At 67.9% G+C, this 12244-nt stretch carries 12 protein-coding genes; 11 read left to right on the top strand and 1 reads right to left on the bottom strand.

Translation table 11 applies throughout. The features are described 5' to 3' along the window. From OMP39_RS08550 to OMP39_RS08500, 11 genes are read left to right on the top strand one after another with little or no spacing between them, the layout of a single operon-like run. Window positions 1–840: a phosphatidate cytidylyltransferase gene (locus tag OMP39_RS08550; protein WP_264891332.1), complete on the top strand. Its 840-nt coding sequence runs from the start codon at window positions 1–3 to the stop codon at window positions 838–840. 4 nt (window positions 841–844) lie between these two features. Beyond that, window positions 845–2056, top strand: coding sequence for a 1-deoxy-D-xylulose-5-phosphate reductoisomerase (gene ispC, locus OMP39_RS08545; protein WP_264891331.1), 1212 nt, complete (start codon window positions 845–847; stop codon window positions 2054–2056). Next, window positions 2053–3420 (top strand): RIP metalloprotease RseP, encoded by a 1368-nt coding sequence (gene rseP, locus OMP39_RS08540; RefSeq protein ID WP_264891330.1) that lies wholly within the window; start codon window positions 2053–2055, stop codon window positions 3418–3420. Before ispC ends, rseP begins: the two co-directional genes overlap by 4 nt. A gap of 4 nt (window positions 3421–3424) precedes the next feature. Further along, on the top strand, window positions 3425–5743 hold the full coding sequence (gene bamA / locus OMP39_RS08535; RefSeq protein ID WP_264891329.1) for an outer membrane protein assembly factor BamA: 2319 nt from the start codon (window positions 3425–3427) through the stop codon (window positions 5741–5743). Continuing rightward, complete coding sequence (locus OMP39_RS08530; protein ID WP_264891328.1) at window positions 5743–6261, top strand: OmpH/Skp family outer membrane protein; 519 nt, start codon at window positions 5743–5745, stop codon at window positions 6259–6261. The genes bamA and OMP39_RS08530 overlap by 1 nt, the downstream gene beginning before the upstream one ends. A gap of 10 nt (window positions 6262–6271) precedes the next feature. Further along, a complete protein-coding gene (gene lpxD / locus OMP39_RS08525; protein WP_264891327.1) occupies window positions 6272–7303 on the top strand; it encodes a UDP-3-O-(3-hydroxymyristoyl)glucosamine N-acyltransferase in 1032 nt (343 codons plus the stop codon). Then, window positions 7300–7743, top strand: a complete 444-nt coding sequence (gene fabZ, locus OMP39_RS08520) for a 3-hydroxyacyl-ACP dehydratase FabZ (RefSeq protein WP_264891326.1) — start codon at window positions 7300–7302, stop codon at window positions 7741–7743. Before lpxD ends, fabZ begins: the two co-directional genes overlap by 4 nt. A gap of 3 nt (window positions 7744–7746) precedes the next feature. Then, window positions 7747–8535 carry an acyl-ACP--UDP-N-acetylglucosamine O-acyltransferase gene (gene lpxA, locus OMP39_RS08515; RefSeq protein ID WP_264891325.1) on the top strand — a complete coding sequence of 263 codons (789 nt, stop codon included), beginning with the start codon at window positions 7747–7749 and terminating at the stop codon, window positions 8533–8535. Between the two features lie 8 nt (window positions 8536–8543). After that, a complete protein-coding gene (lpxB, locus tag OMP39_RS08510; RefSeq protein ID WP_264891324.1) occupies window positions 8544–9686 on the top strand; it encodes a lipid-A-disaccharide synthase in 1143 nt (380 codons plus the stop codon). After that, the gene (gene rnhB / locus OMP39_RS08505; protein ID WP_264891323.1) at window positions 9658–10284 is read left to right on the top strand and encodes a ribonuclease HII; all 627 of its coding nucleotides are present in this window, start codon (window positions 9658–9660) and stop codon (window positions 10282–10284) included. The genes lpxB and rnhB overlap by 29 nt, the downstream gene beginning before the upstream one ends. Beyond that, on the top strand, window positions 10281–11054 hold the full coding sequence (locus OMP39_RS08500; protein ID WP_264891322.1) for a TrmH family RNA methyltransferase: 774 nt from the start codon (window positions 10281–10283) through the stop codon (window positions 11052–11054). Before rnhB ends, OMP39_RS08500 begins: the two co-directional genes overlap by 4 nt. Window positions 11055–11322: 268 nt before the next feature. Here the strand turns inward: OMP39_RS08500 and ppsR are convergent, their stop codons facing one another. Then, the gene (gene ppsR / locus OMP39_RS08495; protein WP_264891321.1) at window positions 11323–12144 is read right to left on the bottom strand and encodes a posphoenolpyruvate synthetase regulatory kinase/phosphorylase PpsR; all 822 of its coding nucleotides are present in this window, start codon (window positions 12142–12144) and stop codon (window positions 11323–11325) included. Between the last annotated feature and the right edge of the window lie 100 nt (window positions 12145–12244).

Here is a 12244-nt window from a genome sequence, read left to right as displayed (position 1 = left end):
ATGCTCAAGCAGCGTGTCATCACCGCGCTCGTGCTGCTGGCCATCCTGCTGCCGGCGCTGCTGGTGCCCCAAGTCTGGCCTTTCGCCCTGCTGAGTTTGGCGGCTGTCGGGGCGGCCGCATGGGAGTGGGGGCGGCTCAACGGCTTGTCACCTGGCGGCTCGCTCGGCCTGGGCGCGGCTGTCGTGCTCGCGTGCGGGCTGAGTTGGAATGCGACGACCGTGCTCGGCTCGACCCCGGCGCTGTGGTGGGGCGCCGCGGGCGGCTGGGTGGTCGGCGGTGCCTTGCTGCTGCGCGGAGGGCCGACAGGCTGGCCCCGCTTGGCGCAACCCGTGCGGCTGGCCATCGGCGCGGTCGTCCTCTGGCTGACCTGGATCGCCATGACGCAAGCCAAGGCGGAGGGCCTCAACTTCCTGCTTTCCGTCTTCTGCCTCGTGTGGGCGGCGGACATCGCGGCCTACTTCGGCGGGCGTGCCTTCGGCCGGCGCAAGCTGGCCCCGACGATCAGCCCCGGCAAGAGCTGGGAAGGGGTCTGGAGCGGAATGGCCGGCGTGCTCGCGCTGGCGGTCGTGTGGACGTTCATCGAGCGCAGTACGGGGGGCGGCATCGAGCCGAGCCTGTACAGTCGTCTGTATGAGCGGGCGGGCTGGGGCGGCTTCGTGGTCGCGTGTGCCTTCCTCGTCTCGATGAGCGTGGTGGGCGACCTGTTCGAATCGCTGGTCAAGCGCAGCGTCGGCGCCAAGGACAGCAGCGGCCTCCTGCCCGGCCACGGCGGGGTGCTGGACCGCATCGACGCCTTGTTGCCCGTCTTTCCGATCGCCTGGACCTTGAGCCGGCTTTGACATCATGAGCCATCTCCCGTCCCGACAGCGGGTTTGCATCCTCGGCTCGACCGGATCGATCGGCACCAGCACGCTCGATGTGATCGCACTCCATCCGCAGCGCTACGAGGTTTTCGCGCTGGCGGCGCGCGAGCGGGTCGAGCCGCTCCTGGAGCAGTGCCTGAGATGGCGGCCGCGCTACGCCGTGATGGTGGAAGCCCGGGCGGCCCGGGACTTGCGGCAGCGGCTGCGCGAAGCGGGCTCGCCCACCGAGGTGCTGGAGGGCGCCGCTGCGCTGGATGAGATCGCCTCGCATCCGGAGGTGGACGCGGTCATGGCGGCCATCGTGGGTGCGGCGGGGCTTTCTCCTTGCCTGGCCGCCGCCCGCGCCGGGAAGCGGCTCCTGCTCGCGAACAAGGAGGCCCTGGTCGTCGGCGGCGGCTACTTCATGGCCGCCGTGCGCGAGGGCGCAGCGCAGCTCCTGCCGATCGACAGCGAGCATTCCGCCATCTTCCAGTGCCTGCCCGACGATCCGGCCACTTGGAAACGCCGGATCGCGCGCATCGTGCTCACCGCCTCGGGCGGGCCGTTTCGCCAACGGCCGCCCGAGTCGCTGCGGCACGTCACGCCCGACGAAGCCTGCGCGCACCCCAACTGGGTGATGGGGCGCAAGATCTCGGTGGACTCCGCCACGATGATGAACAAGGCGCTGGAGGTGATCGAGGCGCGCTGGTTGTTCGATCTGGCGCCCGAACAGATCGAGGTCGTGATCCACCCCCAGAGCATCGTCCATTCGATGGTGGTGTGCCACGACAACTCGGTGCTCGCGCAATTGGGGACCCCGGACATGCGCGTTCCGATCGCATACGGTCTGGCATGGCCCGAGCGCATCGAGTCGGGCAGCGAGGCGCTGGATTTCAGCCGGCTGGCGGCGCTCAGCTTCGAAGCGCCCGACCGCGCGCGCTTCCCGGGCCTGTGGCTGGCCTGGGAGACCTTGCGCGGCCCTGAAGGCAGCACGGCGGTGCTGAACGCCGCGAACGAGGAGGCGGTGGCGGCCTTCCTTGGCGGAACCATTCGGTTCGATCAGATTCACACGGTCAACGCGCACACGCTCGACGCCGTGGCGGGCCGGTTGGATGCGGGCTCCGTGACCTCGCTGGAGGCCTTGCTGGAGCTGGACGCCACCGCCCGTCGCCACGCGCGCGACTTCCTTCGCACACGGCTGGCCGCGTCATGACCACTTTGTTCGCGTTCTTGCTGACCCTCGGCATCCTCATCGTGGTGCACGAGTGGGGTCACTACCGGATGGCTCGTGCCTGCGGGGTGAAGGTCCTGCGTTTTTCCGTCGGTTTCGGCAAGGTCTTGTGGCGGCGCCAGCGCAGCCCGGAAAGCACGGAGTTCGTGATCTCGGCATTGCCGCTCGGCGGCTATGTGCGCATGCTGGACGAACGGGAGGGCCCGGTGCCCTCGCAATGGGCGCACCAGGCCTTCAATCGCCAGCCGCTGCGCTCTCGGGCGCTCATCGTCGCGGCCGGCCCTGCGGCCAACCTGATCCTTGCCGTATTGCTCTATGCCGCGGCCGGATGGGTCGGCATGGACGAACCCAAGCCCGTGCTCGGAGCACCGGCTGCGGGAAGCCTGGCCGAGCACAGCGGCATGCGGGCGGGCGACTGGGTGCAGGCGGTGATCGACGCCGACGGCGACCGCATACCGGTGCAGTCGCTCAACGACCTGCGCTGGCATGTCACCGACGCCACCGTGGAAGAGCGCGACCTCACGCTCGAAGTCACCGATGCCCAGGGCCGCCATGCGCGCGAAGTTCGCCTGCCGCTGGCGCAGATCGGCTCGCGCGAGGTGGATGCGCAGCTGTTGCAACGTATCGGGCTCGCGGGCCCGTACAGCGAGCCCGTCCTCGGGACCGTGATGGAGGGCGGTGCGGCGGCGGTGGCCGGCCTGCGCGCGGGCGATCGGGTGCGTGCAGTGGATGGGCGCGAGGTGCCGGACGCGAACCGGCTGCGCGAATGGGTTCGAGCCAGCGTGAAAGATGGCGAGCCGGTGACGATGCAGTGGCGCATCGAGCGTGCGGGCCGCGTGCTCGACGTGACGGTGACACCCTCGGTTCGAGAGATGGACGGGGTGCGTGTGGGACGCATCGACGCCTACGTCGGGCAGGCGCCGCAGATGGTGCGGGTGACGTACGGGGCGCTCGAGGGGCTGGTCTATGGCGTGCAGCGCACCTGGGAGGTGGCGGTGCTCAGCCTGAAGATGCTCGGCAAGATGCTCATCGGCGAAGCGTCGCTGAAGAACCTGAGCGGCCCCCTCACGATAGCGGACGTGGCCGGCCAGTCCGTGCAACTCGGGCTCGCGTACTACCTGGGCTTTCTGGCACTGGTGAGCGTGAGTTTGGGCGTGCTCAACCTGCTGCCGCTGCCGGTCCTCGATGGGGGACACCTGATGTATTATCTTTTCGAAGGAGTGACAGGGCGGCCGATCTCGGACGTGTGGCTCGACCGGCTGCAGCGTGGGGGTGTGGCCATCATGCTCTTGATGATGTCACTCGCCCTCTATAACGATGTGGCCCGGCTCCTGGGTCTGCACTGACCGCATGCACTCTTCCCGTTCGCGCATCCGTCTGCCTTCCCTTCGCCGTACCTCCTCGATCGCAGCTGCCGTCTTCCTGGCCCTCCAGTCCGGTTGGGCGTGGGCGGTCGAGCCCTTCGCGCTGCGAGACATCCGCATCGAGGGCTTGCAACGTGTCGAGCCGGGCACCGTGTTCGGCTCGCTGCCGTTTCGCATCGGCGACATCTACAACGACGAGAAGGGGGCGGCTGCGTTGCGGGCCCTGTTCGCCACGGGGCTCTTCTCGGACGTGCGCCTCGAGGTCGACAAGGACGTGGTGGTGGTCGTCGTCGAAGAGCGCCCGATCATCGCCGGGGTCGAGTTCGTCGGCACCAAGGAGTTCGACAAAGAGGTGCTGACCAAGGCGCTGCGCGACGTCGGAATTGCCGAGGGGCGTCCCTTCGACAAAGCCTTGATCGACCGCGCCGAGCAGGAGCTCAAGCGTCAGTATCTCGGCAAGAGCCTGTACGGCGCGGAGGTCATCACGACCGTCACGCCGCTCGAGCGCAATCGCGTCAACGTCACCTTCACGGTGGCCGAGGGCGACGTCGCCAAGATCCGGGAGATCCGCATCACCGGCAACCGGGCCTTCTCGGAAAGCGAACTGAAGGGCCTGTTCTCGCTGACCACCGGGGGCTGGCTCACCTGGTACACCAAGTCCGACCGGTATTCCCGCGCCAAACTCAACGCGGACCTGGAAGCCCTGCGGTCGTTCTACCTCAACCGCGGCTATCTCGAGTTCTCCATCGAGTCCACCCAGGTCGCCATCTCGCCGGACAAGGAGAACATCTCCATCACCATCAACATCCGCGAAGGGCAGCCTTACGTGGTGACCGATGTGAGACTGGAAGGCGACTACCTGGGCAAGGAGGACGACTTCAAGTCGCTGGTGGCCGTGGAGCCAGGCAAGCCGTACCGGGCGGAGGACGTCGCCGAGACAGTGCGCAAGTTCTCCGAGCGCTTCGGCAACTTCGGCTATGCATTCGCGCGCATCGAGCCGCGCACCGACATCGACCGCAGCCACGGGCGTGTGGCGCTGACGTTCGTCGCGCAGCCCCAGCGCCGCGTGTACGTGCGCCGCATCAACGTGTCCGGCAACGCCCGCACGCGCGACGAAGTGATCCGGCGCGAGTTCCGCCAGTTCGAGTCCGCCTGGTACGACGGCGACAAGATCCGTCTCTCGCGCGACCGTATCGACCGTCTTGGCTTCTTCAACGAGGTCAACATCGAGACGAACGAGGTGCCGGGCACCAACGACCAGGTCGACCTGACGATCAACGTCGTCGAGAAGCCCACCGGCAACCTGTTGCTGGGCGCGGGGTTCTCCAGCGCCGAGAAGCTCACCCTGACCGCCTCCGTCAAGCAGGAGAACGTCTTCGGGACCGGCAACTACCTCGGCGTCGAGTTCAACACCAGCAAGTACAACCGCACGTTCGTGGTGAGCACGGTGGACCCGTACTTCACCATCGACGGCATTTCGCGCTCGCTGGACTTCTACTACCGGACCACGCAGCCGCTCTCGAGCCAAGGCAGCGACTACAAGCTCGTCACGCCCGGTGCCGCGGTGCGTTTCGGCGTGCCGTTCACCGAGTTCGACACGGTGTATTTCGGCATCGGGATCGAGAGTACCGAGATCCGGGGCGACGACGGTTCGCTGCCGAACGGGTACTTCAAGTACCGCGAGCAGTTCGGCGCGCGCAGCCTGGGCATTCCGCTCACGCTCGGATGGACGCGCGACGGGCGCGACAGCGCCCTCGTGCCCACGCGCGGTCGCTATCAGCGCGTGAATGCCGAGGTGAGCCTGGCCGGTGACGCCCACTATGTGCGGGCCAACTACCAGTTCCAGCAGTACATCCCGCTCAGCCGCGCATTCACGCTCGCCTTCAACACCGAACTCGGCTGGGGCAAGGGGCTGCAGGGTCGTCCGTTCCCGATCTTCAAAAACTTCTACAGCGGCGGTCTCGGTACGGTGCGTGGCTTCCAGCAGGGCTCGCTCGGCCCGGTGGACGCGACGGGGGCCTACCTCGGCGGCCCGAAGCGGATCAATCTGAATGCCGAGCTGTATGTGCCTTTCCCCGGCGGTGGGCCCGATCGCACGTTGCGGCTCTTCGGCTATGTGGATGCCGGCAACGTGTTCGCCGAGGACCAGAAGTTCACCTTCTCGGACCTGCGTGCATCCACCGGTATCGGCTTGAGCTGGATCTCCCCGATCGGCCCGCTGAAGCTCTCGTATGGCTTCCCAGTGCGCCGGGAGCCTGGCGATAGAATCGAACGATTGCAATTTCAGATTGGGACTGCGTTCTGATGGACAAGACCCGGGTGATTTCGAGCGTCTGTGCGGGCCTCCTGGCATTGGCTCTGCATGGCGCCGTGCAGGCGCAGGAACTGAAGATCGGCTACGTCAACAGCGACCGCGTGTTGCGGGATGCCGCGCCCGCCAAGGCGGCGCAGGCCCGTCTGGAACAGGAGTTCTCCCGGCGCGAGAAGGAACTGGCCGACATGGCTGCCAAGCTGAAGGCGGCCTCCGACAAGCTCGAGAAGGACGGGCCGACGCTCTCCGAGTCGGAGCGGGCGCGCCGCCAGCGTGAACTCGTGGAGCAGGACCGCGAGTTCCAGCGCCGCCGCCGCGAGTTCCAGGAAGACCTCAACCAGCGCAAGAACGAGGAACTCGCCGCGGTGGTCGAACGTGCCAACCGCGTGATCAAGCAGATCTTCGAGCAAGAGAAGTTCGACCTGATCGTGCAGGAGGCCGTGTTTGCCGGCCCCCGCGTGGACATCACCGACAAGGTGATCAAGGCCCTCAACGCCAACGGCGGCAAGTGAATGGGCGGTCGTGAGTCAGGTACGTCTGGGTGAGATCGTCGACGAGCTCGGCGGCGAACTGATCGGCTCCCGCGATCTCACGATCTCGCGCATCGGCCCTCTCGAAGGGGCGACTCCCTCGACCCTGTCGTTCCTCTCGCATCCACGCTATCAGGCCCAGCTCGCCACCACGCAGGCGGGGTGTGTGATCGTGGCGCCGGCGATGCGGGAGGCCGCCGTCGCACGGGGGGCCGCCCTCGTCACCGACGACCCCTACCTGTACTTCGCGCGGCTCACCCAGTGGTGGGCGCGACGGGTGCGCCCGGCATTGCCTCCCGGTGTGCACCCGAGCGCCGTGGTGTCGCCCAAGGCCCTGCTCGGGCGCGACGTGCGCATCGAGGCGGGGGCGGTGGTCGAGGCCGATGCGGTCGTCGGTGAGGGCGCCGTGGTCGGCGCGCAAGGCTATGTCGGCCAGGGAGCCAGGCTCGGCGCAGGCACGCGTCTGGCGCCGCGGGTGACGGTGCTCGAACGGTGCTCGCTCGGCGAGCGCTGCATCGTCCACCCGGGCGCCGTCATCGGCGCCGACGGCTTCGGATTTGCGCCGCACGCGGGCGAGTGGGTCAAGATCGAACAGCTGGGGGCCGTGCGCATCGGCAACGACGTGGAGATCGGAGCGAACACCTGCATCGACCGCGGGGCGCTGGACGACACCGTGATCGAGGACGGCGTCAAGCTGGACAACCTGATCCAGATTGCGCACAACGTGCACATCGGAGCGCACACCGCGATGGCGGCCTGTGTGGGTGTGGCGGGCAGCGCCCGCATCGGGCGGCACTGCACGGTGGGTGGCAGCGCGGGCATCCTCGGGCACCTGACGATCGTCGATCACGTGCACATCTCCGCGATGGCGCTGGTCACGCGCTCGATCCTTCAGCCGGGCGTCTACAGCGGCTCGTTTCCCATCGACGACAATAAGACCTGGGAAAAGAACGCGGCCACCCTGCGGCAGCTGCACACGCTGCGCGAGCGCCTGCGTGCCCTGGAAAAGAAGTTCTCCCCATGATGGACATCCACACGATACTGAAGAAGCTCCCGCATCGCTATCCGATCCTGCTGGTCGATCGCGTGCTGGAGATCGAAAAGGGCAAGCGCATCAAGGCGCTCAAGAACGTCACGATCAACGAGCCGGTCTTTACGGGCCACTTCCCGAACCGGCCGGTGATGCCCGGCGTGCTGATGCTGGAGGCCTTGGCGCAGGCCTCGGCCTTGCTCGCCTTCAATGCCGAGGACGTGGACCTCGACCCGCGCGCGGTGTACTACTTCGTGGGTATCGACGGGGCGCGCTTCAAGCGACCGGTGGAGCCTGGCGATCAACTCATCCTCGAGGTCGAGATGGATCGTGCGCGCGCCGGCATCTACAAGTTCAAGGCCAAGGCGCTGGTGGGCGACGAGCTGGCCGTCGAGGCCGAGCTCATGTGCACCATGCGGCTCATCGACGCTTGACGCATGGCGATCATCCATCCGACCGCGATCGTTGATCCCAAGGCTGAGCTGGCGGCGAGCGTGTCCGTCGGCCCTTATGCCGTCATCGGCGCTGACGTTCGCATTGGCGAGGGCACGACGATCGGTGCGCATTGCACGATCGAGGGGCCCACGACCATCGGGCGGGACAACCGGATCTTCCAGTTCGCCTCGCTCGGCGCGGCGCCGCAGGACATGAAGTACCGCGGCGAGCCGACGGAGCTGGTCATCGGCGATCGCAACACCATCCGCGAGTTCTGCACCTTCAACCGCGGGACGGCGCAGGACGCCGGGGTGACGCGTGTGGGCCACGACAACTGGATCATGGCGTACGTCCACCTGGCGCATGACGTGCAGCTGGGCGATCGCATCATCCTCGCCAACAACGCCACGCTGGCCGGGCACGTGCATGTCGGGGACTGGGCGATCATCGGCGGGCTGACGGGCGTGCACCAGTTCACGAGGATCGGAGCGCATGCGATGGTGGGCTTCGGCAGCCACGTGTCGCAGGACGTTCCACCTTTCATGACGGTGGCCGGCAACCCCCTGGCGGTGCACGGTTTCAACGTCGAAGGGTTGCGCCGTCGCGGCTTTTCCGCCGAGCGCATCGCGCTGGTCAAGCAGATGCACCGCCTCCTGTACCGCCGCGGTCTGACGCTGGAGCAGGCCAAGATGGAGATCGCGGCGCTGCGAGGCAGCGTGGCGGGCGGCGATGCGGACATCGAGTCGATGCTCGGCTTCCTGCAGACCTGCACGCGCGGGATCGTGCGCTGAGGTCCGGCATGGATCGCGCACCGCAGCTGGCGCTGGTGGCCGGCGAAGCCTCGGGAGACTTGCTGGCCGGATTGCTGATGGGGGGCCTGCGCGCTCGATGGCCGGCGCTGCGCGCCGCGGGCATCGGTGGGCCCCGCATGGCCGCGCAGGGGTTCGAGGCCTGGTGGCCGCACGAGAAGCTGGCGGTGCGCGGATACGTGGAAGTGCTGCGCCATTACCGCGAGATCGCCGCCATCCGGCGCACGCTCGGTGACCGGCTGCTGCGTGAGCGGCCGGACGCCTTCATCGGGGTGGACGCTCCGGATTTCAACCTCGGCCTGGAAGAGCGCTTGCGCGCCGGGGGAGTGCGGACGATCCATTTCGTCTGTCCGTCCATCTGGGCGTGGCGCGGCAAGCGTGTCGAGAAGATCCGACGCGCGGCCGACCACGTGCTGTGCCTGTTCCCCTTCGAGCCGGAGCTGCTGGCCGCGCATGGGATCGCTGCCACCTATGTCGGGCACCCCCTGGCCGATACCATCCCGCTCGAGGTGCCGCGCTCGAAGGCGCGCCAGGCACTGGGCGTCGGCGAGGGGGAGACGGTGGTGGCGCTGATGCCCGGCAGCCGGCGCAGCGAGGCGCAGTACATGGCCGCTTCGGTGGTGCAGGCAGCGGCCGAGATGCATCGGCGCGAGCCGGGCCTGCGCTTCTTGCTGCCGGTGGTGCCGGGGCTGCACGGGCTCATCGCGCCGGCCGTCGAGCAGTACGCGGGCGGGGCGGCAGTCACGCTCGTCGAAGGTCGCTCGCACGAGGTGTTGGCCGCGAGCGACGTGGTGATCGTCGCCAGCGGCACGGCCACGCTGGAAGCGGCCCTCTTCAAGCGGCCGATGGTCATCACCTACAAGATGCACTGGCTGAGCTACCAGCTGATGAAGCGCATGGGCTATCTGCCGTGGGTGGGTCTGCCCAACATCCTGTGCGAGGATTTCGTCGTGCCGGAGCTTCTGCAGGATGCCGCCACGCCGCAGGCCCTTGCGGATGCGGCCTTGCGCTGGCTGCACGACCCTGCGGGATGCGCGCGGCTCGCGGAGCGTTTCACCGAACTTCACTTGCGGCTGCGCCGCGACACGGCGCAGGCGGCCACCCATGCGATCGAGGAAGTCCTGCGGGGTTGAGCAGTTGCAGTTGCACTGGGACGTGCAGGGCCTGGTCGCGGGCGTCGACGAGGCCGGACGCGGGCCGCTCGCGGGCCCGGTGGTGGCTGCGGCGGTGATCCTGGACGACGAGAACCCGATCGAGGGGCTGGCCGATTCGAAGCAGCTGACCGAGCGCGCGCGGGAGCGGCTCTTCGACGAGATCCGTGCCAAGGCGCTGTGCTGCTCGATCGCCGAGGCCAGTGTGGACGAGATCGACACCCTCAACATCCTGCAAGCCACCTTGCTGGCGATGCGAAGGGCCGTGGAGGGTTTGCGGTTGCGGCCGGCGAAGGTGCTCGTGGACGGCAACCGCCTGCCCGTGCTGAAGGTGCCGGCCGAGGCGATCGTGCAAGGCGATGCGCGGGTGCAGGCCATCTCCGCGGCATCGATCCTGGCCAAGGTGCATCGGGATCGCCTGTGCCTGGCCCTGCACGAGGCGCATCCCCAGTATGGGTTCGCCGCGCACAAGGGCTATGCCACGCCGGAGCACCTGGAGGCGCTGCGCGAGCACGGGCCTTGCCGCCACCACCGCCGCAGCTTCGCGCCGGTGCGCGAAGCGCTGGAGGCCCGCGCATGAGGGTGGAGGCGCTCACCTCGCGCGACAACCCCTTGTTCGTCAAGGTGCGCAAGCTCTTGCGTGACCCCGGGGCCTACCGCAAGCTGGGGTGTGTGTGGCTGGAGGGGGACCACCTCGGCGCGGCGTGGCGCGCCCGAGGCGGTGCCGGTGGCGAGGCGGTGTTCACCGAGCAGGCGTGGGCTCGCGCCGATCGCCGGGCCTTGGCCGAGAGTGCCCAACGCGTGGCCGTGGTGCCGCAGGCGCTGATGCGCGAACTCAGCCTGCTCGAGTCGCCGCCCGACTGCGGGTTTCTCGTGCCCTGGGCCGGCCCGGGCGAGGTGAGGGCGGGGCTCGACACCGTGGTGCTCGACCGCCTGCAAGACGCCGGCAACGTGGGCGCGATTCTTCGCAGCGCCGCGGCGCTCGGCGTGAGGCAGGTGGTGGCCCTCAAGGGCACGGTCGGGCTGTGGTCGCCGAAGGTCCTGCGTGCCGGCATGGGGGCCCATTTCGCACTGGAGTTGGTGGAGGCCGCGCAGGCCTCGGTCCTCGACGGGCTGGGCGTGCCGCTGGTCGGGACCAGCTCGCATACTTCGCTCGAGCTGCATCGCTGCCGCCTGCCGTCACCCGTGGCGTGGGTCTTCGGGCACGAGGGCCAGGGCTTGGAAGCGGCCTTGCAGGCGCGCTGCGAGGCGGTCGTGCGCATCCCCCAGCCGGGCGGCGAGGAGTCGCTCAACGTGGCGGCGGCCGCCGCGATCTGTCTGTACGAGTCATTGCGGCAGCGGCTCGCCTGAGGTGGCGGCCACGGGCGGGGCGGCACAGGGGGCTGCGCCCAAGCAATGGGCGCGGGCGCGGATGTCGTGGCCCAGCAGCCACAGCAGAGTGGCGCGGGTGAAAGGGGGCATGGCGGGCGGGGAGAGTCCGAATGGGGATCTTTCCCGTTTGCAGGCCGCCATATCCGGCTGCATCCCCCGGAAGAAGGGGATCCGGTGAGGCGAGACGGCCGCACCCCGAGTCTGGGTGTATCCGCCGGGAGTCAGGCGCGGGTCCTGCTCGTGACGTTCAATACACCAGTCGATCCGGCCGAATGTCGCGCAGTATCGTGGTGGCGATCTCCTCGATCGACTTGTGCGTCGACGACAACCAGGCGATGCCTTCGCGCCGCATCAAGGCTTCGGCGGCGGCGACTTCGTAGCGGCAGTTCTCCAGGCTGGCGTACTTGCTGCCCGGGCGGCGGGAGTTGCGAATCTCGGCCAGCCGTTCGGGCGCAATGGTCAGGCCGAAGCACTTCGCCTTGTGCGGCGCCAGAGCCGAAGGCAGGCAGTTGCGCTCGAAATCCTCCGGAATCAAGGGGTAGTTGGCCGCCTTGATGCCGTGTTGCATGGCCAGATACAGCGAGGTCGGTGTCTTGCCGCTGCGGCTCACGCCGATCAGGATCACGTCGGCTTCAGCCAGGTTCTTGGCCGACTGCCCGTCGTCGTGCGCCAGCGAGAAGTTGATGGCCTCGATCCGGTTGTGGTACTCCTGACTCTTGGCAACGTCCGAGAACCGGCCGATGCGGTGGCTGGACTTCATGCCGAACTCGGCTTCCAGCGGCTCGACGAAGGTCATGAACATGTCGAGCACGAGGCCGCGGCACTCCTCTTTGACGACGTGCAGCACGTCCGGGTCCACCAACGTGGTGAAGACGATCGGCCTGCGGCCCTCGACCTCCGCGGTGCGGTTGATCTCGGCAACCACCTGGCGCGCCTTGTCCACCGTGTCGATGAACGGCATGCGCACATGCCGCGGCTGAATCGCGAACTGTTTGAGGATCGAGTTGCCGAACGTCTCCGCAGTGATGCCGGTGCCGTCGGACACGAAGAACACGGTGCGTGTCGTCATAAAGAAATTGTTAAGTTTCGGTTTCGGGGGTCGGCCGCCGCGGGAAGGCCCTTAGAATTGCCGCCAAGTATCTCTCGTCACAGCCCATGCCCGCCCGACC

This window comes from Schlegelella aquatica (genome assembly GCF_026013905.1).
GTDB lineage: Bacteria > Pseudomonadota > Gammaproteobacteria > Burkholderiales > Burkholderiaceae_C > Caldimonas > Caldimonas aquatica.
Note: the sequence above shows the minus strand (reverse complement) of the source record. Positions and strands in the feature narration are given on the sequence as shown.

Bases quoted from the DNA above. Each gene is read 5' to 3' on its own strand.
- OMP39_RS08550 (WP_264891332.1), top strand. From the start codon at position 1: ATGCTCAAGCAGCGTGTCATCACCGCGCTCGTGCTGCTGGCCATCCTG.
- ispC (WP_264891331.1), top strand. From the start codon at position 845: ATGAGCCATCTCCCGTCCCGACAGCGGGTTTGCATCCTCGGCTCGACC.
- rseP (WP_264891330.1), top strand. From the start codon at position 2,053: ATGACCACTTTGTTCGCGTTCTTGCTGACCCTCGGCATCCTCATCGTG.
- bamA (WP_264891329.1), top strand. From the start codon at position 3,425: ATGCACTCTTCCCGTTCGCGCATCCGTCTGCCTTCCCTTCGCCGTACC.
- OMP39_RS08530 (WP_264891328.1), top strand. From the start codon at position 5,743: ATGGACAAGACCCGGGTGATTTCGAGCGTCTGTGCGGGCCTCCTGGCA.
- fabZ (WP_264891326.1), top strand. From the start codon at position 7,300: ATGATGGACATCCACACGATACTGAAGAAGCTCCCGCATCGCTATCCG.
- lpxA (WP_264891325.1), top strand. From the start codon at position 7,747: ATGGCGATCATCCATCCGACCGCGATCGTTGATCCCAAGGCTGAGCTG.
- lpxB (WP_264891324.1), top strand. From the start codon at position 8,544: ATGGATCGCGCACCGCAGCTGGCGCTGGTGGCCGGCGAAGCCTCGGGA.
- rnhB (WP_264891323.1), top strand. From the start codon at position 9,658: ATGCGATCGAGGAAGTCCTGCGGGGTTGAGCAGTTGCAGTTGCACTGG.
- OMP39_RS08500 (WP_264891322.1), top strand. From the start codon at position 10,281: ATGAGGGTGGAGGCGCTCACCTCGCGCGACAACCCCTTGTTCGTCAAG.
- ppsR (WP_264891321.1), bottom strand. From the start codon at position 12,144: ATGACGACACGCACCGTGTTCTTCGTGTCCGACGGCACCGGCATCACT.